The sequence below is a fragment of the Enterobacter bugandensis genome (assembly GCF_900324475.1).
Classification (GTDB): domain Bacteria; phylum Pseudomonadota; class Gammaproteobacteria; order Enterobacterales; family Enterobacteriaceae; genus Enterobacter; species Enterobacter bugandensis.
In genome coordinates, this window is the sequence record NZ_LT992502.1 from 2,025,259 (window position 1) to 2,047,647 (window position 22,389).

Consider the following 22,389-nt stretch of genomic DNA (forward strand, 5'->3'; position numbering starts at 1 on the left):
AACAGGGCCTTGCATCTGCAAGGCCTTGTTTTTACTTAAAGACAACGACGCGGTTACGGCCCGTCTCTTTCGCTTCATACATCGCCTTATCGGCACTTTCCACGCACGCTTCTGCGCTTACCGACGAAGAGGTTGCCGTAAACACCCCCATGCTGATGGTAATCGGCTCTGGTAACTGACCCTCGCTGCTAATTTTATCAAAACCGCTTAGCTTCAACCGAATGCGCTCCGCCACCTGATATGCGTCTTCTGCGGAGGTGTTTGCCAGCATCAGGACAAACTCTTCGCCGCCGATTCGCGCTGCGATATCCTGCGGACGTACGGAGTCCATCAGCAGATTGGCGACAAACTGCAGGACTTTATCTCCCTGCAGGTGACCGTAGTTGTCGTTGATACGCTTGAAACGATCGAGATCGCTGACGATAACCGAAACCGGACGGCTGGGTTTGGCGATGCCCAGCGCCTGGTTTAACGATTCATAAAAATAGCTGCGGTTATAAAGGCGCGTGAGCGGATCGCGAATCGAATTTTGATACGACTGCTGATACTTCAAATGGGAGTCACGATACAACCTGAAGACATCATAGAGCAGCACAAAAATAATAATCAGCGTCGCGACGGTTTCAAATAATCGGGCGCGATACCAGGATATATCTTCTGCATGTCCGCCTACCAACAGCATAGAGAGCGTGACGACATAGCAGACACACAGAAAATTACCGCCTACCCAGAACAGATTACGCACGCGCGTAATAAACATCAGCGTGGCTAGTGTCACGACCCAGAGAACGATTAATGAAATATTAATGCTGTGGCTCCAGAGAACCATAAACTGCCGCGTTTCATTATCAACCAGATCGAGGGATAGAAACGGGGAATGGCTGGAATACATCCAGGCCAGAATCACCATACATGCGGTAAAAAGAAATGAACCGCTAACGATGATGATATGCGCCAACCGTGAAAGGGGCAGATTGCGCGTGGGATAAAGTAATGCCGAAACGATCATCAGCACCGCCATTAAGAGGTGGCGGAACATATAGTAGATCATCGCATCGTTGTAGTTCACAACGTTGAATTGATAGAGATCCAGCCACGCCGGAAAGCTGGTCAATGTTCCGACCATCAGCAAGGCCGAACCGGCAAAGGCAAATGAGATGGCAATCAGATAGAGCCGCCGCTTATCACACCAGTATTTCATTGCCATAAAACAGGCAATAAACAGGTGAAACACGAGTAAAAAAATGGTGAGTGTGGGGAACAAAAGAGGCGAAAAGGATGGAACCCAGTCAACCAGTTTTGAAAATAAAGCCTGTAATATTCCGATGACGACAAAGCAACCGAAACAGAACGAGATATAACGACCTTTTACAGAACGACTATTCGCAAGCATATAAAGTTTTACAAATTAAAATAATTATGAAGAGATGATTGCGAAGAGTTTAATCAATTAGCACGCTAAATACTTTGCGCAGAAACAATATATGGCGCGTTTAATAATGTGTGGGGTGAATGTATTCTGTAAATATATTTGTGAGGGTGATATATATTGTAAATGGATGTGGCCTGATGACCACATCCATTTTTAATTAACGCGGAGAAACGGTAACCTGGCTGCCATTGCTCGCCAGCACGACGCGTTGACCCGCAGAGAAGCGGGTGTTGCCCTGCTTCTGAACAACCATAATGGTGCTGCCGTCGTCTTTACGAATTTCCAACTCTACGCCCTGGGTTTTGTTCATCGCGCCCTGAACGCCCTGACCCGCGACACCACCCGCTACAGCGCCCGCTGCGGTTGCCAGAGAACGGCCCGTGCCGCCGCCAACGGTATTACCCAGGAAACCACCCAGTACAGCACCGCCGATTGCGCCCATCACGTTGTTTTCATCACCACCCTGAATTTGTACAGGACGGGCGTTAACAACGGTACCGTAAGTCACGCTCTGAACCTGTTTTGCTTCAGAAGCGCTGTAAACGTCGCCAGACAGCGAGCTGTCGTTCACACAGCCAGCCAGGGTTAAACCAATCAGCGAAACGCCCAGTACACGTACAATCATTTGAATCTCCTGTTCACCAAAAACGCCCATCTGGAGGCATCCGTTATGGCTAAATTATATGGCATAAAGAGCCATAGTTCATATCTTTGCACTAACAATAAGAAAATTGTACTTGAATTTGACTTAACGAGACATAAACAGGAGCCACTCGCCATACCGGCAAGACATTGTTAAAAAATATTATCGTCGGATGGCAAAGGAGCGCTGTTTATGGTTGAGTGGATATCCTTAGCCCACGCAACGTAAGGAAAGCGCATGAAATCGGGTCGCTACATTGGTGTGATGTCGGGCACCAGTCTGGATGGGGTAGATGTCGTTCTGGCCGCCATTGACGAACATATGGTGGCACAGCAGGCGAGCCTGACCTGGCCAATCCCCCTTTCGCTGAAAGAGGACATTCTGAGCATCTGTCAGGGGCAGCAGTTAACCCTCTCCCAGCTTGGTCAACTTGATGTTCGGCTGGGGGCGCTGTTTGCGGATGCGGTGCAGGCGTTAATGCAAAAAGAACACCTTCGTCCCCAGGATGTGGTCGCCATCGGGTGTCACGGACAAACCGTCTGGCATGAGCCGACTGGCGACGCGCCGCATACGTTGCAAATCGGCGATAACAACCAGATTGTGGCGAAGACGGGCGTAACGGTCGTCGGGGATTTTCGTCGCCGCGATATTGCCCTTGGCGGCCAGGGCGCGCCGCTGGTGCCTGCCTTCCATCAGGCGTTGCTGGCGCACCCTACAGAACGCCGCATGGTGCTCAACATAGGCGGGATTGCTAACCTCTCGATGCTTATTCCGGGGCAGCCCGTTCGCGGCTACGATACCGGCCCGGGGAATATGTTAATGGATGCCTGGATCTGGCGGCAGTGCGGTCAACCGTACGATAAAAACGCCGAGTGGGCGAGCGAGGGTAAAGTGGTTCTCCCGCTGCTGCAGTCCATGCTCAGCGACCCTTATTTTGCCTTACCGGCGCCGAAAAGCACGGGACGAGAATACTTCAACTTTGGCTGGCTCGAGCGCCAGCTTGCGCTGTTCCCGGCACTCGCCCCGCAGGATGTCCAGGCGACGCTTGCCGAATTAACGGCCGTGTCGATCTCTGAGCAAGTGCTGCTCAGCGGCGGCTGCGAACGCCTGCTGGTGTGCGGCGGGGGAAGCCGAAACCCGCTGGTGATGGCGCGTCTTGCCGGGCTGCTGCCGGGCACTGAGGTGACCACGACGGACGAGGCCGGCATCAGCGGAGATGATATGGAAGCGCTGGCTTTCGCCTGGCTTGCCTGGCGCACTATCGCAGGGCTGCCAGGGAATTTGCCGTCGGTAACCGGCGCGCGCGAGGCCAGCGTCCTCGGAGCGATTTTCCCTGCAAATCCTCGTCATAATCAGAGTTAACTGAAATTCAGCGCGGCGCCTCGTCGTTAGAATGGAATAAAACAGGGGGCAGCCATGCCCTCCAGGACCAGGAAAGTCTTCGGAATACGCCCATGAAAAAACTTCTTCTTATTGCCGCGCCTTTATTGCTGTCAGGATGCAGCGTCTATAATCAGTTCCTTGAGCGCATGCAGACCGATACGCTGGAGTATCGCTGCGATGAAAAACCGCTGACCGTGAAGCTGAATAACCCGCGTCAGGAAGCCAGCTTCGTTTACGATAACAAGCTGCTAACCCTTAAACAGGGTATCTCGGCCTCCGGGGCGCGTTATTCGGACGGCATCTATGTCTTCTGGTCGAAAGGCGACAGCGCCACGGTCTACAAACGCGACCGCATTGTGCTGAACAACTGCCAGCTTGAAAATCCGAAGCGTTGAGATTTTTACAGGGGCGGCGCACAATAGCGCCACCCAATCTCAAGATCAGCTAACGCCATGTCAGATAACGACGAACTACAGCAAATTGCGCATCTGCGCCGTGAATACACCAAAGGCGGCCTGCGTCGCCAGGATCTTCCCGCTGAACCCCTCGTGCTTTTTGAGCGCTGGCTGAAACAGGCCTGCGACGCGAAGCTGGCCGACCCAACGGCCATGGTCGTCGCGACGGTAGATGAAAACGGTCAACCGTATCAGCGCATCGTCTTGCTTAAGCATTACGACGAGAAAGGGCTGGTGTTCTATACCAATCTGGGCAGCCGCAAGGCGCACCACTTAGAAAACAACCCGCGCATCAGCCTGCTGTTCCCGTGGCACATGCTGGAACGTCAGGTGATGGTCACCGGTAAAGCGGAACGTCTCTCGACCCTTGAGGTGGTGAAGTATTTCCACAGCCGCCCGCGCGACAGCCAGATTGGCGCCTGGGTATCAAAACAGTCCAGCCGGATCTCTGCCCGCGGCGTGCTGGAAAGTAAATTCCTGGAGCTGAAACAGAAGTTCCAGCAGGGGGAAATTCCGCTGCCAAGCTTCTGGGGCGGCTTCCGCATTCCGATTGAGCAGATGGAATTCTGGCAGGGCGGTGAGCATCGCCTGCATGACCGCTTTTTATACCAGCGCGAGAATGGCGGCTGGAAAATCGACAGACTGGCCCCGTAATCCCCGAAATTTGTTGATTTAAGCGCTAGCGCACACCGCGCTTGCGCTTTATTCTATGGTCCTTTCGCATCAGGCGAAAAGTCGTGTACCGGCAAAGGTGCAGTCGTTTATACATGGAGAATTTGATGGCAAGCAGTAACTTGATTAAACAATTGCAAGAGCGGGGCCTAGTGGCCCAGGTGACGGACGAGGAAGCGTTAGCAGAGCGACTGGCGCAAGGCCCGATCGCGCTCTATTGCGGCTTCGATCCCACCGCTGACAGCTTGCATTTGGGGCATCTTGTTCCATTGTTATGCCTGAAACGCTTCCAGATGGCGGGCCATAAGCCTGTTGCCCTGGTGGGCGGCGCGACCGGTCTGATTGGTGACCCGAGCTTTAAAGCCGCGGAGCGTAAGCTGAATACCGAAGATACCGTGCAGGAGTGGGTGGATAAGATCCGCAAACAGGTTGCACCGTTCCTCGACTTCAACTGTGGTGATAACTCTGCCATTGCTGCTAACAACTACGACTGGTTTGGCGGCATGAACGTGCTGACCTTCCTGCGTGACATCGGCAAGCACTTCTCTGTTAACCAGATGATTAACAAAGAAGCGGTTAAGCAGCGTCTGAACCGTGACGATCAGGGTATCTCCTTTACCGAGTTCTCCTACAACCTGCTGCAGGGCTATGACTTTGCCTGCCTGAACAAGCTGCACGGCGTCTCTCTGCAGATCGGCGGCTCTGACCAGTGGGGGAACATCACCTCCGGTATCGACCTGACCCGTCGTCTGCATCAGAACCAGGTCTTCGGCCTGACCGTTCCACTGATCACCAAAGCAGACGGCACCAAATTCGGTAAAACCGAAGGCGGCGCGGTGTGGCTCGATCCGAAGAAAACCAGCCCGTACAAATTCTATCAGTTCTGGATCAACACGGCGGACGCCGATGTTTACCGCTTCCTGAAGTTCTTCACCTTCATGGACATTGCAGAGATCAATGCGCTGGAAGAGGAAGATAAGAACAGCGGTAAAGCGCCGCGTGCCCAGTACGTGCTGGCGGACGAAGTGACCAAACTGGTTCATGGTGAAGAGGGCCTGGCTGCGGCAAAACGCATCACCGCAAGCCTGTTCAACGGTACGCTGAGCGATCTGAGCGAAGCGGACTTCGAACAGCTGGCGCAGGACGGCGTGCCGATGGTTGAGATGGAAAAAGGGGCTGACCTGATGCAGGCGCTGGTGGACTCTGAGCTCCAGCCTTCCCGTGGTCAGGCGCGTAAAACCATCGCCTCCAACGCTATCACCATCAACGGTGAAAAGCAGGCTGATCCGGAATACACCTTCGTTGACGGCGATCGTCTGTATGGCCGCTACACGCTGCTGCGCCGCGGTAAGAAAAACTACTGTCTGGTCTGCTGGAAGTAAGTAAAAGTCTCGAGGGGCGTGGGAAACCACGCCCTTTTTGTTTGTTCAGGGTTTGGTAAGAAAAAGATGAAGAACATCCTCGCCATTCAGTCCCACGTTGTGTTTGGACATGCTGGCAATAGCGCAGCGGAATTCCCGATGCGCCGCCTCGGTGCCAACGTCTGGCCTCTCAATACCGTGCAGTTCTCTAACCACACGCAATACGGCAAATGGACCGGCTGCGTGATGCCGCCTTCGCACCTCACAGAGGTTGTGCAGGGTATTGCGGATATCGACCAGCTCAAGCGCTGCGACGCCGTTCTGAGCGGCTACCTCGGCTCAGCGGAGCAGGGGGAACACATCCTCGGCATCGTGCGTCAGGTGAAAGCGGCAAACCCGGCGGCAAAATACTTCTGCGACCCCGTCATGGGACACCCGGAGAAAGGCTGCATTGTGGCGCCTGGCGTAGCGGAATTTCACGTTCGCCATGCGCTGCCCGCCAGCGATATCATTGCGCCCAACCTGATTGAGCTGGAAATCCTCTGCGAGCATCCGGTTAACAGCGTAGAAGAGGCTGTACGCGCGTCTCGCGAGCTGATAGCCCAGGGGCCGGAGATTGTGCTGGTAAAACATCTCGCCCGCGCAGGGCTGACCCAGGAGCGTTTTGAGATGCTGCTGGTGACGAAAGATGACGCATGGCATATCAGCCGTCCGCTGGTGGATTTCGGCACGCGTCAGCCGGTGGGCGTGGGTGATGTGACCAGCGGGCTACTGCTGGTGAAACTGTTGCAGGGTGCAACGGTGAGAGACGCGCTGGAGCACGTGACGGCAGCGGTGTACGAAATCATGATTGCGACGAAACAGATGCAGGAATATGAACTGCAGGTGGTCGCGGCACAGGATCGTATCGCGAAGCCGGAGCACTATTTCAGCGCCACACGGCTATAATCGTCCAGAGTTCGTAGGCCGGGTGAGCGTCAGCGCCACCCGGCAACACAGACGGCTCGCTTAATTCAACCCTTCCGCTTTTAGCGCAGCGGCCACTGCTGGACGCTCCGCCACGCGCGCCATATACGATGCGATATGGTCCAACCCTTCCAGGTTCAGCTTAACCGCACGCGCCCAGCGCAGTACGGTAAACAGGTACGCGTCGGCAATGGTGAAGCGTGAACCACAAATCCACTGATCGTCTTTCAGCGATTCGTTAACATACTGCAGCTTTTTCTCCAGCAGAGCTCGCACGGTCGGCTTGTACTCTTCCGGCGTATCCGGGCGGAAGAGGGGGGTAAAACCTTTGTGCAGCTCGGTGGCGATATAGTTCAACCACTCCAGCGTTTTATAACGTGCGACGCTGCCGGTAGGGGCAAGGAGCTGGCGATCCGGTACGTTGTCCGCCAGGAACTGCATAATCGCCACGCCTTCGGTCAGCAGAGTTCCGTCATCCAGCAGCAGGGCCGGAACCTGCCCTTTTGGGTTAATCGCAAAAAAGTCATCCCCGTTTTCCAGGCGCTTTTTCATCAGATCAACGCCATCCAGCGTGAAATCTTTGCCGCTCTCGCGCAGGGTGATATGGGAAGCAAGAGAGCACGCGCCCGGTTTGTAGAACAGTTTCATCGGTAACTCCTTTTTGCTGAGGTTTCAGCTATGTTAGTGCGCGAAGGGACAAAAAAAAAGCCGCTAATCTCTTAGCGGCTTCTGTTCTGTCGTTTCTCTCAGATATCACGCGGTAGCGGTTTTGTTCGCTTCCGCCGTCTTGTCGTCGTCCTGAGTCATTCGATTCAGTTTCGGCGCGGTCAGCAGCATCAGCGCCGCGATAACCGCCGTAGCGATACCAATCTGCATGAACACGGTACCGTAGACGTTCAGGGAGAGCAGCGGATCGGTCACGTTTTCTGGCACAGCCATCAGGTTCGCGATCTTACCGGCGATGATCGCCGCACCAGCAGTGGTCAGGAACCAGCTACCCATAATGAAGCCCATCAGACGCTGTGGAACCAGCTGTGCAACCATCGCCAGACCCAGACCGGAGATCATCAGTTCGCCGATAGACTGCAGCGCGTAGCTCAGGATCAGCCAGTTAACGGACACGATACCGGCGTCGGACGCAAACTTAGTCCCCAGCGGCAGCACCAGGAACGCACCAGAACAGAGCACCATACCCACCGCGAACTTGTGCGGCATTGGCAGACGATCGCCCATCTTGTTATAGATTGCGGCCAGAATCGGGGAACCGATCATGATCCAGAAGGGGTTCAGCGCCTGGAACTGCTCGGGTTCGAATGCGATACCCAGGATAGAGTGCTCAACGTTACGAATAGCGAAGAAGTTCAGAGAGGTTGGCATCTGGCTGTACAGCACGAAGAAGATAATCGCTTCCAGCATCAGAATGAACGCCACAATCATCTTACGACGGGCTGCACCCTTCATAGCGAACGCTTCTTTTGCGAAGATGACCACGATGCCCAGCGCAACTACGCCCAGAACGGCACGAGCGATACCCTGGTTGTGCAGCAGCCAGGTGGCGATCGCCGCCAGGACGACAACGCCCACGATGGTAGCCAGCAGCTTGCCCATGTGGACAGGCTCGAAGTCAGGTTTTGAACCGTAGTCTTTCACCCAGTTGCGGCAGAACAGGAAGTTTACCACGGTGATCAGCATACCCACGAAGCTCAGCGCAAACGCCACGCTCCAGCCGAATTTCGCGGCCAGCCATGGGGTTGCCAGCATGGAAAAGAAGGAACCGATGTTGATGGACATGTAGTACATGGTAAATGCACCGTCCAGACGTGGGTCATCTTTGCTGTAGCAGGTTGAGAGCAGGGAAGACGGGTTCGCTTTGAACAGGCCGTTACCCACGGCGATGGTTGCCATGCCCATGTAGACCACAGCCGCATCATGTCCTGACCATGCAACCAGACCATAGCCAATAGCCAGAACAATGGCACCCAGCATAATGACGCGCTTAGTACCGAGAACTTTATCACCCAGCCAGCCGCCGATAGCAACCAGACCGTAAACGAGGGCACTAAAGGAGGAGAACAGCGTGATGGAATCGGCTTCGGACATACCCAGCTGTTTAACCAGGTAAACCGCCATGATCCCTTGCAGGCCGTAGTAACCAAAACGCTCCCATAACTCGATAGAGAAGATGAGATAAAACGCTTTCGGTTGTTTAAAAGCGTTCAGACTCACGCTTTCATCTGTTGGTTTATTGTTTGCAGTCGACACATATACCTCTTTTTTTACATCCCATATTAACGGGGGTGTTCATAGCGTGATGGCCGTAGCCCATCCGCCTTATAGTTATATTGGGAGGAGAAACGGCGGGTAATGTTCACTATCCTGCCCCGTCTGGCAATACGTTTGTAATAATCTGTTACATATATCTTGAGCGGTATAATTGTCGGCTTCTACAAATGTTATTTAGCGTTAAATTTTATACGATAACTAAAGGTAGTTTTTTCGACTGGTATACACCCATTGCGATGGGGTTTTGGCGATATGTTCTGCTATTTGCCGCTTGTTGTAGTGATATAGCCCATATTCTGAAAAATAGCTGGTCTGATCTTCCGGGTAAACGCATTTAAATCTTGCCCGGCAAAGGGTTTGCGATGACTTTGACTACAAAAAATCAACATGACGTTATCAGAGTGATCGCGATCACAGATGTATAGAAATTTTTGGCTATGAAAAAAGTATTAACCTGTTTGAGCGTTATAGAGCCGAACAAGTGACAAGTCAGAAGAAAGTAAGAGCGGACAAATAACGGCCAAAAGAAGAACGAACGGTAGTCCTTCTTTTGGTAGGGGATTATGACGATCAGGGATAGACTTTTTCTTTATATTCGCAAAGATCTTCAATAACGCAGGAGCCGCAGCGCGGCTTTCGGGCTATGCAGGTATAACGACCGTGCAAAATCAGCCAGTGGTGGCAGTCAACCTTGAATTCGGCAGGAACCACTTTTAACAGCTTCTCTTCTACCTGCTCGACATTTTTCCCTGGGGCGAAATTTGTCCGGTTTGAGACGCGGAATATATGCGTATCAACGGCGATGGTCGGCCAGCCAAACGCGGTATTGAGCACAACGTTCGCGGTTTTACGCCCCACGCCCGGCAAGGCTTCCAGCGCGGCGCGATCTTCCGGTACTTCGCCTCCGTGCTGTTCCAGCAGGATCCGACAGGTCTTAATCACGTTCTCGGCTTTGCTGTTAAACAGGCCGATGGTTTTGATATAGGACTTCACGCCTTCCACGCCCAGCTCCAGCATGGCCTTCGGCGTATTGGCGACCGGATAGAGCAGGGCAGTGGCTTTATTGACGCTCACGTCGGTCGCCTGCGCAGAGAGCAACACCGCGATCAGCAGCTCAAACGGGGAGGTAAAATTCAGCTCCGTCGTCGGGTGCGGGTTCTCGTCCCGCAGACGGGTCAGGATCGCAATGCGCTTTTCTTTATTCATGAGGCCTTCTCGGGTGTCCCTTCCAGAACGCTGCGCTCAGCCGCGCGGCGCTTACGTTTCTCATCAATCAGGTATTTTATTGCCAGCATCATGCCGAGGCCAATAAACGCGCCGGGCGGCAGCATCGCCAGCAGGAACGGCGTATCGGTGTGAAACACCTCAACGCGCAGCGCTTTAGCCCAGCCGCCCAGCAGCGCATCTGCGCCGTCGAACAGCGTACCGTTGCCGAGGATTTCACGCAGCGAGCCCAGCACGAACATGGCGCACGTGGCGCCCATGCCAATGGAAAAACCATCCAGCGCCGACATGGCCGGGCTGTTTTTCACCGCGAACGCTTCCGCACGCCCGACCACGATACAGTTGGTGACGATAAGAGGAATGAAGATCCCGAGCGACTGGTACAGACCAAACGCGTAGGCGTTAATCAGCATCTGGACAATACTGACCACCGACGCAATGATCATGACGTAAATCGGAATACGAATTTCCGACGGCGTCCAGCGTCGCAGGGCAGAGATGGAGAGGTTGGTCAGGGTCAATACCAGCGTGGTTGCCAGACCCAGACCGAGCGCGTTAGTGGCGGTGGATGTCACCGCCAGCAGGGGGCACATGCCCAGAAGCTGTACCAGCGCGGAGTTGTTTTTCCACAATCCCTGGACAATAACCTCTTTAACCTGGCTCATGATTACTCCTCACAGGCCGGAAGATTGTTGATCTGCGCGGGCAGCGTTTCAGCGTACAGCCCGGCTCGTTTTACAGCGTTTACCACCGCCCGCGGGGTGATGGTTGCGCCCGTGAACTGGTCAAACTCGCCGCCGTCTTTCTTCACCGCAAACGCGGTGTCATCTTCACCATGGATCACTTTACCGGCAAAGTGCAAAATCCAGTCGCTCAGACGGGTTTCGATTTTATCGCCCAGGCCCGGCGTTTCATGATGTTCCGTCACGCGGGTGCCCAGGATGGTACCGGAGAAATCGCTGCCCACGAGCAGCTGAATGGCGCCGGAATAGCCGTCAGGCGCGGTCGCTTCCATCACCGCGCCGACGGGTTTATCCCCTTTGCGGGCGATAAAGAGGCGGTGCGGGCCTTTCCCAAGCTGCGGCGCGTCTACCACAAAGCAGCTTTTTTGCAGGTCATTATCGTAGAAATCGGACGGGATCACCTGATCGAACAGCGCCTTTTGCTGCTTCGAGGCCTGTTCTTCGATGGTCGTTTTGGTCAGCGCATTAACCAGTGCCGTCAGCCCCGTCAGGACCGCGGCGAAGACAGCCAGCGTGACGCCGTGTTTTTGCATCGTTTTTAACATGGCGAAACCCTTAGCGATGGCCGTACACGCGCGGACGCGTGTAATAGTCGATGAGCGGAACGGTAATATTGGCGAGCAGGACGGCAAAGGCCACGCCGTCCGGGTAGCCACCGAAGCTGCGGATGAGCCAAACCAGCAGGCCAGCCAGCGCGCCGAAGATCAGGCGTCCGCGGTTAGTCGTTGAGGCCGTCACCGGATCCGTCAGGATAAAGAAGGCACCCAGCATGGTCGCGCCGGAGAGCAGGTGCATCTGCGGGCTGGCCAGGGATTCAGGAGAGAATACCCAGCCCAGCGTGGCACAGACCGCCAGCGTCACGAGGAAGCTGACCGGAATATGCCAGCGGATGGCCTTCTGCTGCAACAGGAACAGGCCGCCCAGCAGATACGCCAGGTTGACCCACTGCCAGCCGGCTCCCGCCAGCACGCCGCTGTAGATGGCGGACTTCATGATTTGCTCAACGCTGTGCCCGGCGTGCAGGGACGTTTTAAACGTATCGAGCGGCGTCGCCTGGCTGATACCGTCCACGCCCATACGCAGCGCGTTCATATCAGCACCCAGCGCCGTATGGCCGGTAAAGATCACCTGCAGAGCATCCATAAAGCCGGGAACCGTGGCTGCAATCTCGTGCGGTGGCAGCCAGCTGGTCATCTGTACCGGGAAGGAGATCAGCAGCACCACGTAGCCAATCATCGCCGGGTTAAACGGGTTATGACCGAGGCCGCCATAGAGCTGTTTGGCAATAATCACGGCAAACACGGTGCCGAGCACCACCATCCACCACGGGGCAAGCGGGGGAATGCTGATGGCCAGCAGCAGGCCGGTCAGCAGAGCGGAGTTGTCCGCCAGGATGCGGGAAACCGCCATCTTGCGCAGCTTCAGCACGAGGGCTTCCGCGGCGACGGCGCTGGCGCATCCAAGAGCTATCTGGAACAGAGTTCCCCAGCCGAAAAACCAGCACTGAACGGCAATGCCCGGCAGCGCGGCCAGGCAGACCAGCATCATGATGCGCGAGGTCTGGCGCTGATTGTGGGTGTAAGGGGAACTTGCGATTCTGAAAACCATTTAATCCTCGTTTACGGCTTGCTGTGCGGCTTTCTTTGCCTGAACGCGCGCAATGGCGGCGGCGACGGCGGCCTTGCGCGGGTCATCGTTGGCGGCCTGCGGCTGCTCTTCCTGCTGTGCTGCTTTGCGCGCTTTGGCGCGGGCTATCGCCGCTTCAACGGCGGCTTTGCGTGGGTCGACCGGTGCTTCAGGTTCTGCGGCTGGCGCCTGCTGCGCTGCTTTGCGCGCTTTGGCGCGGGCAATCGCCGCTTCGACGGCGGCTTTACGCGGATCGACCGGTTCCTGTTCAACCACCACTGGCTGCTCCCCAGCCTTGCGCGCTTTGGCACGGGCAATCGCCGCTTCGACGGCGGCTTTGCGTGGATCGATTTCAGCTTCCGGCTGCGCCGCTTGCGCTTTTTCCGCCTGACGGGCGCGGGCCGCAGCTTTACGCGCTTCGCGGGCGGCAATCGCTTCGCTGTTATCCGGTTTTTCACCGGCCTGGATCACCAGCGTCTGGGCGGCACTGGCTTTTTTCTCGCGAACGCGCGCCAGTGCGGCGTTGATTGCATCCTGATCCTTCCCGGCAGGCTGAACGGCGGCCTGCTTATGTCGCTCCTGACGAGCCATCTTCTCACGTTCGAGACGCGCCTGACGCGCTTCGAAACGTGCCTTGGCTTCCGCGGCGCGTTTTTCTTCCATGGAGATGGCATTAATCTCGGCCTTCTCCTGGCGGAAGTACTGCACCAGCGGAATGTTGCTTGGGCAGACCCAGGCGCAGGCGCCGCATTCGATGCAGTCGGCCAGGTTATGGGCTTTGGCTTTATCGTGCTGCTGGCCTTTGCTGTACCAGTACAGCTGCTGCGGGAGGAGATCCGCCGGGCAGGCATCGGCACAGGCGCTGCAGCGGATGCAGCCTTTCTCTTCCTGCTCCTCCCCCATTTCGGTTGGGGAAGGGGCGAGCAGGCAGTTGGTGATTTTCACTACCGGAACGTCGAGCCACGGCAGGGTAAAGCCCATCAGCGGACCGCCCATGATCACCATCTGGTCGCTGGCAGGGCAAAAATCAGCCTGTTCCAGCAGATGGCGCACCGGCGTGCCGAGGCGCGCCCAGACGTTACCCGGACGAGAGACAGACTCTCCGGTCAGCGTTACCACGCGCTCGGTCAACGGCTCGCCGTCAATCACCGCACGCTTGACGGCGTAAGCGGTGCCGACGTTTTGCATCAGCACGCCGATATCCGAAGAGCGTCCGCCGTGCGGGACCTGCTTACCGGTGAGGATTTGCGTCAGCTGCTTTGCGCCGCCAGAGGGGTACTTGGTCGGAATAACGCGCAGGGCGATATCATGGCTACCGGCCAGTACGGCGCGCAGCATTGAAATAGCCTGCGGTTTATTGTCTTCGATACCGATCAGCACTTCCCGCGGCTGCAGAATATGCGCGAGGATGCGGATGCCTTCCACCACCTGGGCGGCGCAGTCCTGCATCAGACGATCGTCGGCGGTGATGTACGGTTCGCACTCGGCGGCGTTGATAATCAGCGTCTGAATCTTATCGCCACCACCGCGCAGCTTGACGCCGGTCGGGAAGCCCGCGCCGCCAAGCCCCGCGACGCCGAACTGATGAATACGCTCAATGAGCGCTTCGCGGCTCTGGCTGCGGTAGTCGCTCCAGCCGTCACGGTCAATCCAGCGATCTTCGCCGTCGGCTTCAATAATCACGCTCAGTTCCGACAACGCGGACGGATGCGCCACCGTATGAGGGGCAATTGCCACCACTTTCCCGGAAGTAGGGGCGTGTACCGGCAGCATACGTCCGCGTCCGAAGGTCAGCGGCTGACCGCGCAGCACCGTATCGCCTTCTTTCACGCACAGCTCGCCCTCAGCGCCAATATGCTGCTTGAGCGGCATGACGTAACGCGTCGCCAGCGGAATTTGACGCAGCGGCGTGCCGTTGGACTGGGTTTTCATCTCTGGCGGATGGATACCGCCGTCAAAGTCCCAGATCTTCTCTTTTCTGAAAGCAGAAAATAACTTAAGCATGTTGTTCCACAGGAATATTACGAACCGGAATGGTTTGAAGATCCCACTTCCAGCTTTCGGTAGTCGTTTCAACCGGGCGCAGCTCTATACATTGCGTCGGGCAGGGGGCCACGCAGAGGTTACAGCCGGTGCAGAGATCCGCCACAACGGTGTGCATGGCGCGCGTTGCGCCAACAATGGCGTCGACCGGACAGGCCTGAATACATTTGGTGCAGCCGATGCAGTTTGCTTCGTCGATCACCGCGAGGGCACGGACCGGCTCCTGGACTTCCGCATCGCCATCAACGGGCTGCGGATCGACGTTAAGCAGGGCGGCAATTTTCAGCATCACCGCTTCGCCGCCGGGCGCACAGCGGTTAATTTTTTCACCCTGAATGCCTACCGCTTCAGCGTAAGGGCGGCAGCCTGGGTAGCCGCACTGTCCACACTGACTTTGCGGCAAAAGCTCATCAATTTTTTCAACAACAGGATCGTCCTCTACCGCGAAACGGCGGGAGGCGTAGCCCAGGATAAGGCCAAACACCAACCCCAGGACGCTGATAGAGGCGATGGCAATCCAGATAGCACTCATTACAACTTCACCAGACCACTAAAGCCCATAAAGGCCAGAGACATTAAACCCGCGGTCACCAGCGCAATGGCATTACCGCGAAATGGCGCAGGGATATCCGCTGCTGCCAGACGTTCGCGAATCGACGCGAACAGCACCATAACAAATGAGAAACCGACAGCGGCGGAGAAGCCGTACAGCGCCGACTGCATGAAGTTATGGCCAAGGTTGATGTTCAGCAGCGCCACGCCAAGCACCGCACAGTTGGTGGTGATCAGCGGCAGGAAGATACCCAGCAGGCGATAGAGCGCCGGGCTGGTTTTGCGTACCACCATTTCGGTAAATTGCACCACCACCGCGATAACCAGAATAAAGGCCAGCGTACGGAGATAGGTTAACCCCAGCGGGATGAGGATCCAGGTATCAATCCACCACGCGCAGATGGACGCCAGCGTCATGACGAAGGTCGTCGCCAGCCCCATGCCCATCGCTGTTTCCAGCTTTTTGGAAACGCCCATAAACGGGCACAGGCCAAGGAACTTCACCAGAACGAAGTTGTTAACCAGCACGGTGCCGACAAAGAGCAGTAAGTAATCGGTCATTATTTAGCCTGAAATAAAAAAGCCGCCTATTATCGGACAAACCGGGGCAGGCGACAACAGGTTATCTGTAAGGTTATTACGGGTTCACGAAGGTGTTTTTCACACGCGTTGAACGTTTGAAATAGGGCACCAGCAGCGCCGCGGCCAGTAACGGGAAAAGCAGCTGGCGGACAGCAAGCGCGTCAGACACGGGCGAGAAAGCAAACGCTTTAACCGCCAGCAGGACCGAGACCAGCAGCCAGATAATGTAGTGCTTAGGCACACTCTTGCGGCGCTTAAAGAAGGCGATAGTCAGCCACAGGGTGTAGTACCACATCCCAATCGCGAAAACGAACGACACAAACCACATCGCTATATTCAGCACGCTTTGCGACATCAGGGTCTGAATAGCGTGAGGGGTAATCAATGCGGTGGTATAAAGCAGCAGCGCAAGCGATGCGCTTAATAAGGCAACCAGCAGCCATGCCAGTGGGGCGATTAACCAGCCTCCGATGCGTTCTCCAGGCGTTGCGGTCATGAACTCTCCCATTATCTGCGCGAAATGTTGTACAGCCAGTTTGCAGGGCGGAGAGTATATAACATTTCGCGCGGATGGCTACTTTCTTATAAAACGTAACGCCATACGGACTTCGGCACCTCGCCGACGTTAAACAAGCGTCCGCCGGAGACCAGCTCCGCACGGCGATGGTCAGCGGCGCGATACATATTGATAATGTCCTGATTATCCGACAGGGTGTAGTTCAGATGGTCAAACAGTTTTTCCAGGCTCTCAAGCGAATTGATCTTGCGAAATTTTAATAAATAGTCCTGAACTGTCATATTAATAATTTTCCATATAAAAGTGAGTAATACCAGTTAAGGTAATTCGGTCAAATAATAAACGGATTAATACAGACGTAAACAGCCCACTCAGATAACGCGACGAAATTAGGAGTTTTCTTTGCTGAAATTCAGGCACCGAAGGTGATGCCTGGAAGAGAAGGTTAACCGCGTTCACCAGGGCTGGCAATACGAAACTGACACATTATGTCACTCTTTAAAGCAGCAACCGGTTACTTAGGATGGGTGACGGCAGCAGGCTCCGGCGGCTGGTAGTTATCAATATGGCTGGCTACGCCGAGCAAAATGACCGAAACCCCAAGAACAATCCATCCCGCTAATTCAATGATTCGATTAATAATTGATGCCATGATTCACTGTTGTAATTTATCCATAAATACAGGTCGCAAATGTTACAGCGCTGTTTCTCTGACGGCAAGCGCTTTGGGAACGATTCCCTTAAACAAAATCAGAAGGTTAATACTATGTAACAAAAATAGCCGGTACAGCCTGCTATTTTAAGCGCCATGGCTCATTATTAATGAGGACAATGCCAGAAAAGCCAGTATGAAATAAGAAATGCAAAAAGAGGACAACACGATGAGTGATAACATCCGCGTCGGGCTTATAGGCTACGGGTACGCGAGCAAAACGTTTCATGCGCCTCTGATAGCCGGAACGCCGGGAATGGCGCTGGCGGCGGTATCCAGCAGCGACGCCGCCAAAGTCCACGCTGACTGGCCCGCAGTGCCGGTTGTCTCCGAGCCTAAACACCTTTTCAACGATCCGAATATCGATTTAATTGTTATTCCCACCCCGAACGACACGCACTTCCCGCTGGCGAAAGCCGCGCTGGAAGCCGGGAAGCACGTCGTTGTTGACAAACCCTTCACCGTGACGTTGTCACAGGCGCGTGAGCTGGAGGCGCTGGCAAAAAGCCTGGGCAGAGTGCTGTCCGTTTTCCATAACCGCCGCTGGGATAGCGACTTCCTGACGGTAAAAACGCTTCTCGGGGAAGGCACGTTAGGAGAGATTGTTTTTTTTGAATCACATTTTGACCGCTTCCGTCCGCAGGTGAGAAACCGCTGGCGCGAGCAGGCCGGTCCGGGCAGCGGCATCTGGTACGATTTAGCCCCGCATCTGCTGGACCAGGCCGTGAATCTGTTTGGGCTGCCGGTGAGCATGACGGTCGATCTGGCCCAGCTGAGGCCCGGTGCGCAGACAACGGATTACTTCCACGCGGTGTTGAGTTACCCGCAGCGGCGGATTGTGCTGCACGGCACGATGGTCGCGGCCGCGGAATCTGCCCGCTATATCATCCACGGCACGCGCGGGAGCTACGTGAAGTTTGGCCTCGATCCGCAGGAAGACCGCCTCAAAAACGGTGAACGTCTGCCGCAGGAAGACTGGGGCTATGATATGCGCGACGGCGTCGTGACACGGACGGAAGGTGAGGAGCTGGTTGAGGAAACCCTGTTAACGATCCCGGGTAACTATCCGGCTTATTATGCTGCCATCCGCGATGCGCTTAACGGCACGGGGGAGAACCCTGTTCCGGCCAGCCAGGCGATTCAGATTATGGAGCTGATTGAGCTGGGGATCGAATCTGCCAAACATCGCGCCACGCTCTGTCTGGCATAAGTTTTGACGTTGTTGTAGGCCGGGTAAGGCGTAGCCGCCACCCGGCAAAAGGGTTTACGCGGTTGCCACCTTATCCCGCAGCGCCTGCTTCTCTGCAGGCGTAAGGAAGGCGATCTCCAGCCCGTTGATCTGCGCCTGGCGGATCTGCTCGCGGCTCAGGCCCGCCTGCGGTGCGGCGATGTTGTACTCGTGGATGATATCCACGCCCTGAACCGCCGGGTCGTCCGTGTTCAGCGAGGCCAGCACGCCGTGCTCAAGGAACGTTTTCAGCGGGTGCTGCGCCAGCGTTGCCACGGTGCTGGTCTGAATGTTGGACGTCAGGCACGACTCAATGCCGATGCGCTGCTCCGCCAGGAAATCCATCAGCGCGCGGTCTTCTACCGCCTTCACGCCGTGGCCGATACGCTCGGCGCCCAGCTCGCGGATGGCCTGCCAGATGCTTTCCGGGCCCGCTGCTTCACCCGCATGGACGGTAATGTGCCAGCCGGCATCGCGCGCGCGGTTGAAGTGGGAGAGGAACAGGCTGCCGGGGAAGCCCAGCTCATCGCCGGCGAGGTCGACGGCGGTGATGGCATCGCGGTGCGCCAGCAGCGCTTCGAGCTCCTGCAGGCAGGCGGCTTCGCCGAACGTGCGGCTCATAATGCCGATCAGGCGGGCCTGAACGTCGAACGTTTTACACCCTTCGCGGACGCCTTCAATGACGGCCTCCACCACGCCTGCAACGGGCAGGCTGTGGGTCATCGCCATATAGCCCGGCGAGAAGCGCAGCTCAACGTAGTGCAGGCCGTTACGGGCCGCGTCTTCAATGTTCTCAAACGCCACGCGGCGGCAGGCATCCAGCGAGGCCAGCATCTTCACGCCCCAGTCGAGTTTGCTCAGGAAACTGACCAGGTCCGGTTCATTGGAGGTGACCTGTACGTGTGGGATCAACGACTCAAGCGTCTGAGCGGGAAGCGTTAAGTTGAACTGGCGGCCAAGATCGAGGATGGTTTGGGCACGAATGTTACCGTCAAGGTGACGATGAATATCAGTTAAGGGCAGGCGTGTATCAATCATGGTCGCACTCTTTTCGGGTTAAAGTGCGCCATATTATAAAAACAAAACGGGGTAAAAAGCTATTTGCGCAAGGGAATATTCCGTTGCGCAAACAAATTACAGGAGCGTGTTGATCCCGGCGATGAGGCGCTGCACCCCTTGTTCCAGCTTGCTGCGTGGGCAGCCGGCGTTAAGGCGCACGAAGCCGTTACCCTCGTTTCCGTACGTGTATCCCGGCATGATGGCGACTTTTTGCTGCTCGATCAGCACTTTTTGCAGTGCCCTGTCGTCAATGTTCTGCGGGCGCAGGTCAATCCAGGCCAGATAGGTTGCTTCCGGCGGCTGCCAGTTCAGTTTCGGAAAAGCACTGTTTAATTCCTGTGCGATATACAACAGATTCTCTTCCAGATAACGACGCAGGGCATCAAGCCACGGCTCTCCCTGCTGATAGGCGGCGATATGGGCCGTCAGCGCCAGCACGGAAGGGGAAGATAGCCCATCCCGTCCTTTTAGCGCGCTGAGATAGCCGTTACGGCTCTCTTCATCGCCGATCAGGCCGTATGCGCCCGTCAGTGCCGGAATATTAAAGCTTTTCGAGCCGGAGGTGAGAAGCGCCCATTTGCCGCGCGCTACCGCATTCCACGGGGTGTGGCGATGCGCCCCCCACACCATGTCCATATGAATTTCATCGCTGATAACCGCCACGTCATAGCGTGCGCAAAGCTCTGCCATATGGGTCAATTCTTCAAGAGTCCATACTTTTCCGGTCGGGTTCTGCGGGCTGCACAGCAGCAGAATTTTGTTTTCCGGTTTCGCCAGGGCCGCTTCAAGCGCCGCTATATTGCCCTGCCAGCCAGTCGCCTGCTTTTCCATCTCAACAGCCACTACCTGACGCGCATTGCCTCCAATGGCGTTGTAAAACGCATCGTACGCCGGGGTGTGAACCACCACGCCGTCACCGGGCTTTGACCAGAGGCGGATCAGCTCTGACACCATGTAGATGACGGAAGGGCCATAAACGATGGTTTCTTTATCAATGCGGCTGTTAAAGCGCTGCCGAAACCAGTGCTCAACAGCGGCAAGAAACTCGTCGTTTTTCCAGCGGCTGTAGCCCAGCACGCCGTGGTTGATGCGCTGATGCAGCGCGTCGGTAATGCAGGGGGCGGTGGCGAAGTCCATATCCGAGATGGTGAAGGGCAGCAGATCCGCCGCGCCAAAGCGGTCGGCGACGTAGTCCCACTGCGTACACCAGGTGCCGTGACGATCCACGACGGTAGAAAAATCAAACATGACGTTAATCCTTAAAGTAAAACCCCCTCATGAGAGGGGGTTGAGGCATCAGGCTTCTACTGTTCGCATCAGGGTTGCCAGCTCATCTTTCACCGACTGAACCTGCGGGCCGATAACCACCTGCAAATTGTGCTGATTTAACTGTACCACGCCGATGGCCCGGTTGGCTTTCAGGGCGTTGGTATCTACTTTTGACATATCCGCCACCGACAGACGCAGGCGGGTGATGCAGTTATCCAGCGAGGTAATGTTATCCGCACCGCCCAGCGCAGCCAGAATGGCAGGGGTGTTATACCCGGATTTGCCCACAGTACCGGCCACCGCCTGCTCAACGCTGGTGGCGGTATCGGTATCGCGGCCCGGCGTTTTCAGGTTAAAGCGGGTGATGGCGAAGCGGAAGATACCGTAGTACACCGCGAACCAGATAGCCGCCACGACCGGCACCAGATACCACTTGGTTGACAGGCCGTGCAGGATCCCGAACACCACGAAGTCAATCACGTTGCCGTCGGTGTTGCCGATGGTGACGCCCAGCACCGCCATCACGGTAAAGCCGAGGCCGGTCAGCAGCGCGTGGATGAGATACAGCACCGGCGCAACAAACAGGAACAGGAATTCGATAGGCTCGGTGGTGCCGCCCACGACGCAGGCAATCACGCCGGAGATCAGCAGCCCTTTAATTTTATGTCGGTTTTCCGGGCGCGCGCAGTGATACATCGCCAGCGCGGCACCCGGCAGGCCGCCGAGGAAGGCCGGCATTTTACCCTGAGACAGGAAGCGGGTGGCGCTTTCAGAGAAGCCGTGGGTAGTCGGACAGCTCAGCTGCGCCTGGAAGATGGTCAGCGCACCGCTCACGTCGTGACCGCACACCTCCATGGTACCGCCCGCTTCGGTGAAGCGAATCAGGGCCACCAGGATATGCTGCAGGCCGAACGGCAGCAGCAGACGCTCGCCGGTGCCGAAGATCATCGGACCAAAATCTCCCGCGCCGTTGATGATGCGGCCAATGCCGTTGATGCCCATCGCAAAGACCGGCCAGATCAGCGGAATGATCAGGCCGAACAGACCCATGACCACCAGGGTGACAATCGGCACGAAGCGGGTACCGCCGAAGAAGGCCAGGGCATCCGGCAGGCGGATATTGTGGAAGCGCTCGTGCAGCATCCAGATAATGACCCCGGCGATCACCGCTCCGAGGATCCCGGTATCAATAGACTGAATACCAATCACGCTCTGAATGTTGTTGGCCTTCAGCACGGCAGCATCGGTCGTCGGCAGAATGCCTTTCGCGGTCAGCCAGAAGTTAACCGCCAGGTTCATCACGGCGTAACCCACAAACCCGGCAAACGCCGCGACACCTTTATTCTCGCGGGCCAGGCCCAGCGGGATGGCGATGCAGAACATCACGGGCAGGAAGCTAAACGCGAAGGAGCCGACCTTACTCATCCAGATAAAGATCGCCTGCAGCACGGGAGTACCGAGGAACGGGATCAGCGTGATGACGTCTTTACTGCTCAGCGAACTGCCGATCCCGAGCATGATCCCGCAGAACGAGAGGAGCGCCACGGGCAGCATAAAGGTTTTACCCAGTTGCTGGAAAAACTCCCACAGCGATATTTTTTGTGCTGTTTTCGCCGTCATAAAACGACTCCTTTATAGT

At 56.0% G+C, this 22,389-nt stretch carries 23 protein-coding genes; 6 read left to right on the plus strand and 17 right to left on the minus strand.

Translation table 11 applies throughout. From position 1 onward, the window contains the following. Positions 1-31: 31 nt before the first annotated feature. Both DG357_RS09950 and slyB read right to left on the minus strand, forming a co-directional pair. Positions 32-1,393 (minus strand): sensor domain-containing diguanylate cyclase, encoded by a 1,362-nt coding sequence (locus DG357_RS09950; protein WP_047368413.1) that lies wholly within the window; start codon positions 1,391-1,393, stop codon positions 32-34. A gap of 196 nt (positions 1,394-1,589) precedes the next feature. Further along, on the minus strand, positions 1,590-2,057 hold the full coding sequence (gene slyB / locus DG357_RS09955; protein ID WP_028012906.1) for an outer membrane lipoprotein SlyB: 468 nt from the start codon (positions 2,055-2,057) through the stop codon (positions 1,590-1,592). Positions 2,058-2,312: 255 nt separating this feature from the next. On the opposite strand from slyB, the gene anmK reads away from it, so the two are divergent. The 5 genes from anmK (at position 2,313) to pdxY (ending at position 6,894) form a co-directional block, all read left to right on the plus strand. Beyond that, entirely contained in the window at positions 2,313-3,437 is a 1,125-nt protein-coding gene (anmK, locus tag DG357_RS09960) for an anhydro-N-acetylmuramic acid kinase (protein WP_028012907.1), read from the plus strand. Positions 3,438-3,529: 92 nt separating this feature from the next. Next, complete coding sequence (gene mliC / locus DG357_RS09965; protein WP_028012908.1) at positions 3,530-3,853, plus strand: C-type lysozyme inhibitor; 324 nt, start codon at positions 3,530-3,532, stop codon at positions 3,851-3,853. Positions 3,854-3,910: 57 nt separating this feature from the next. After that, the gene (pdxH, locus tag DG357_RS09970) at positions 3,911-4,567 is read left to right on the plus strand and encodes a pyridoxamine 5'-phosphate oxidase (protein ID WP_028012909.1); all 657 of its coding nucleotides are present in this window, start codon (positions 3,911-3,913) and stop codon (positions 4,565-4,567) included. 125 nt (positions 4,568-4,692) lie between these two features. Beyond that, positions 4,693-5,967, plus strand: coding sequence for a tyrosine--tRNA ligase (gene tyrS / locus DG357_RS09975; protein WP_028012910.1), 1,275 nt, complete (start codon positions 4,693-4,695; stop codon positions 5,965-5,967). Positions 5,968-6,033: 66 nt separating this feature from the next. Further along, entirely contained in the window at positions 6,034-6,894 is an 861-nt protein-coding gene (gene pdxY / locus DG357_RS09980) for a pyridoxal kinase PdxY (protein ID WP_048956288.1), read from the plus strand. A gap of 60 nt (positions 6,895-6,954) precedes the next feature. On the opposite strand, the gene gstA is transcribed toward pdxY, so the two are convergent. The 12 genes from gstA to blr all read right to left on the minus strand — a co-directional run bounded on the left by gstA (position 6,955) and on the right by blr (position 17,122). Further along, on the minus strand, positions 6,955-7,560 hold the full coding sequence (gstA, locus tag DG357_RS09985) for a glutathione transferase GstA (protein WP_028012912.1): 606 nt from the start codon (positions 7,558-7,560) through the stop codon (positions 6,955-6,957). 105 nt (positions 7,561-7,665) lie between these two features. Further along, a complete protein-coding gene (gene dtpA, locus DG357_RS09990) occupies positions 7,666-9,174 on the minus strand; it encodes a dipeptide/tripeptide permease DtpA (RefSeq protein WP_028012913.1) in 1,509 nt (502 codons plus the stop codon). A gap of 591 nt (positions 9,175-9,765) precedes the next feature. Further along, entirely contained in the window at positions 9,766-10,401 is a 636-nt protein-coding gene (gene nth, locus DG357_RS09995) for an endonuclease III (RefSeq protein WP_028012914.1), read from the minus strand. Continuing rightward, positions 10,398-11,084 (minus strand): electron transport complex subunit E, encoded by a 687-nt coding sequence (locus DG357_RS10000; RefSeq protein WP_023617347.1) that lies wholly within the window; start codon positions 11,082-11,084, stop codon positions 10,398-10,400. The genes nth and DG357_RS10000 overlap by 4 nt, the downstream gene beginning before the upstream one ends. A 2-nt stretch (positions 11,085-11,086) precedes the next feature. Then, positions 11,087-11,707 carry an electron transport complex subunit RsxG gene (gene rsxG / locus DG357_RS10005; RefSeq protein ID WP_045261492.1) on the minus strand — a complete coding sequence of 207 codons (621 nt, stop codon included), beginning with the start codon at positions 11,705-11,707 and terminating at the stop codon, positions 11,087-11,089. Between the two features lie 10 nt (positions 11,708-11,717). Next, the gene (rsxD, locus tag DG357_RS10010; protein ID WP_028012916.1) at positions 11,718-12,770 is read right to left on the minus strand and encodes an electron transport complex subunit RsxD; all 1,053 of its coding nucleotides are present in this window, start codon (positions 12,768-12,770) and stop codon (positions 11,718-11,720) included. Continuing rightward, complete coding sequence (rsxC, locus tag DG357_RS10015; protein WP_088205343.1) at positions 12,771-14,792, minus strand: electron transport complex subunit RsxC; 2,022 nt, start codon at positions 14,790-14,792, stop codon at positions 12,771-12,773. Beyond that, complete coding sequence (gene rsxB / locus DG357_RS10020; RefSeq protein WP_032640037.1) at positions 14,785-15,363, minus strand: electron transport complex subunit RsxB; 579 nt, start codon at positions 15,361-15,363, stop codon at positions 14,785-14,787. The genes rsxC and rsxB overlap by 8 nt, the downstream gene beginning before the upstream one ends. Then, positions 15,363-15,944 (minus strand): electron transport complex subunit RsxA, encoded by a 582-nt coding sequence (gene rsxA, locus DG357_RS10025; RefSeq protein WP_063438368.1) that lies wholly within the window; start codon positions 15,942-15,944, stop codon positions 15,363-15,365. The genes rsxB and rsxA overlap by 1 nt, the downstream gene beginning before the upstream one ends. Positions 15,945-16,020: 76 nt before the next feature. Beyond that, a complete protein-coding gene (locus tag DG357_RS10030) occupies positions 16,021-16,461 on the minus strand; it encodes a DUF2569 domain-containing protein (RefSeq protein ID WP_025758365.1) in 441 nt (146 codons plus the stop codon). 86 nt (positions 16,462-16,547) lie between these two features. Next, positions 16,548-16,763, minus strand: coding sequence for a transcription modulator YdgT (ydgT, locus tag DG357_RS10035; RefSeq protein ID WP_013096896.1), 216 nt, complete (start codon positions 16,761-16,763; stop codon positions 16,548-16,550). A 233-nt stretch (positions 16,764-16,996) separates the two neighbouring features. After that, entirely contained in the window at positions 16,997-17,122 is a 126-nt protein-coding gene (blr, locus tag DG357_RS10040) for a division septum protein Blr (protein WP_168733269.1), read from the minus strand. A 241-nt stretch (positions 17,123-17,363) separates the two neighbouring features. Here blr and DG357_RS10045 point away from each other — a divergent pair, with 241 nt between their 5' ends. Then, positions 17,364-18,404: an oxidoreductase gene (locus tag DG357_RS10045; RefSeq protein WP_048956290.1), complete on the plus strand. Its 1,041-nt coding sequence runs from the start codon at positions 17,364-17,366 to the stop codon at positions 18,402-18,404. A 54-nt stretch (positions 18,405-18,458) separates the two neighbouring features. Here the strand turns inward: DG357_RS10045 and add are convergent, their stop codons facing one another. The 3 genes from add to malX all read right to left on the minus strand — a co-directional run bounded on the left by add (position 18,459) and on the right by malX (position 22,370). Then, the gene (gene add / locus DG357_RS10050; RefSeq protein ID WP_028012921.1) at positions 18,459-19,460 is read right to left on the minus strand and encodes an adenosine deaminase; all 1,002 of its coding nucleotides are present in this window, start codon (positions 19,458-19,460) and stop codon (positions 18,459-18,461) included. A 96-nt stretch (positions 19,461-19,556) separates the two neighbouring features. Then, the gene (locus tag DG357_RS10055; protein ID WP_088205344.1) at positions 19,557-20,729 is read right to left on the minus strand and encodes a MalY/PatB family protein; all 1,173 of its coding nucleotides are present in this window, start codon (positions 20,727-20,729) and stop codon (positions 19,557-19,559) included. Between the two features lie 48 nt (positions 20,730-20,777). Beyond that, a complete protein-coding gene (gene malX / locus DG357_RS10060) occupies positions 20,778-22,370 on the minus strand; it encodes a maltose/glucose-specific PTS transporter subunit IIBC (RefSeq protein WP_028012923.1) in 1,593 nt (530 codons plus the stop codon). Between the last annotated feature and the right edge of the window lie 19 nt (positions 22,371-22,389).

What these genes read in the sequence shown, in the direction of transcription:
- rsxA (WP_063438368.1), bottom strand. Translation starts at nt 15,944, where the DNA reads ATGACCGATTACTTACTGCTCTTTGTCGGCACCGTGCTGGTTAACAAC.
- DG357_RS09950 (WP_047368413.1), bottom strand. Translation starts at nt 1,393, where the DNA reads ATGCTTGCGAATAGTCGTTCTGTAAAAGGTCGTTATATCTCGTTCTGT.
- nth (WP_028012914.1), bottom strand. Translation starts at nt 10,401, where the DNA reads ATGAATAAAGAAAAGCGCATTGCGATCCTGACCCGTCTGCGGGACGAG.
- rsxB (WP_032640037.1), bottom strand. Translation starts at nt 15,363, where the DNA reads ATGAGTGCTATCTGGATTGCCATCGCCTCTATCAGCGTCCTGGGGTTG.
- DG357_RS10045 (WP_048956290.1), top strand. Translation starts at nt 17,364, where the DNA reads ATGAGTGATAACATCCGCGTCGGGCTTATAGGCTACGGGTACGCGAGC.
- add (WP_028012921.1), bottom strand. Translation starts at nt 19,460, where the DNA reads ATGATTGATACACGCCTGCCCTTAACTGATATTCATCGTCACCTTGAC.
- rsxC (WP_088205343.1), bottom strand. Translation starts at nt 14,792, where the DNA reads ATGCTTAAGTTATTTTCTGCTTTCAGAAAAGAGAAGATCTGGGACTTT.
- mliC (WP_028012908.1), top strand. Translation starts at nt 3,530, where the DNA reads ATGAAAAAACTTCTTCTTATTGCCGCGCCTTTATTGCTGTCAGGATGC.
- pdxH (WP_028012909.1), top strand. Translation starts at nt 3,911, where the DNA reads ATGTCAGATAACGACGAACTACAGCAAATTGCGCATCTGCGCCGTGAA.
- malX (WP_028012923.1), bottom strand. Translation starts at nt 22,370, where the DNA reads ATGACGGCGAAAACAGCACAAAAAATATCGCTGTGGGAGTTTTTCCAG.
- tyrS (WP_028012910.1), top strand. Translation starts at nt 4,693, where the DNA reads ATGGCAAGCAGTAACTTGATTAAACAATTGCAAGAGCGGGGCCTAGTG.
- pdxY (WP_048956288.1), top strand. Translation starts at nt 6,034, where the DNA reads ATGAAGAACATCCTCGCCATTCAGTCCCACGTTGTGTTTGGACATGCT.
- DG357_RS10000 (WP_023617347.1), bottom strand. Translation starts at nt 11,084, where the DNA reads ATGAGCCAGGTTAAAGAGGTTATTGTCCAGGGATTGTGGAAAAACAAC.
- rsxD (WP_028012916.1), bottom strand. Translation starts at nt 12,770, where the DNA reads ATGGTTTTCAGAATCGCAAGTTCCCCTTACACCCACAATCAGCGCCAG.
- DG357_RS10030 (WP_025758365.1), bottom strand. Translation starts at nt 16,461, where the DNA reads ATGACCGCAACGCCTGGAGAACGCATCGGAGGCTGGTTAATCGCCCCA.
- gstA (WP_028012912.1), bottom strand. Translation starts at nt 7,560, where the DNA reads ATGAAACTGTTCTACAAACCGGGCGCGTGCTCTCTTGCTTCCCATATC.
- DG357_RS10055 (WP_088205344.1), bottom strand. Translation starts at nt 20,729, where the DNA reads ATGTTTGATTTTTCTACCGTCGTGGATCGTCACGGCACCTGGTGTACG.
- anmK (WP_028012907.1), top strand. Translation starts at nt 2,313, where the DNA reads ATGAAATCGGGTCGCTACATTGGTGTGATGTCGGGCACCAGTCTGGAT.
- ydgT (WP_013096896.1), bottom strand. Translation starts at nt 16,763, where the DNA reads ATGACAGTTCAGGACTATTTATTAAAATTTCGCAAGATCAATTCGCTT.
- rsxG (WP_045261492.1), bottom strand. Translation starts at nt 11,707, where the DNA reads ATGTTAAAAACGATGCAAAAACACGGCGTCACGCTGGCTGTCTTCGCC.
- slyB (WP_028012906.1), bottom strand. Translation starts at nt 2,057, where the DNA reads ATGATTGTACGTGTACTGGGCGTTTCGCTGATTGGTTTAACCCTGGCT.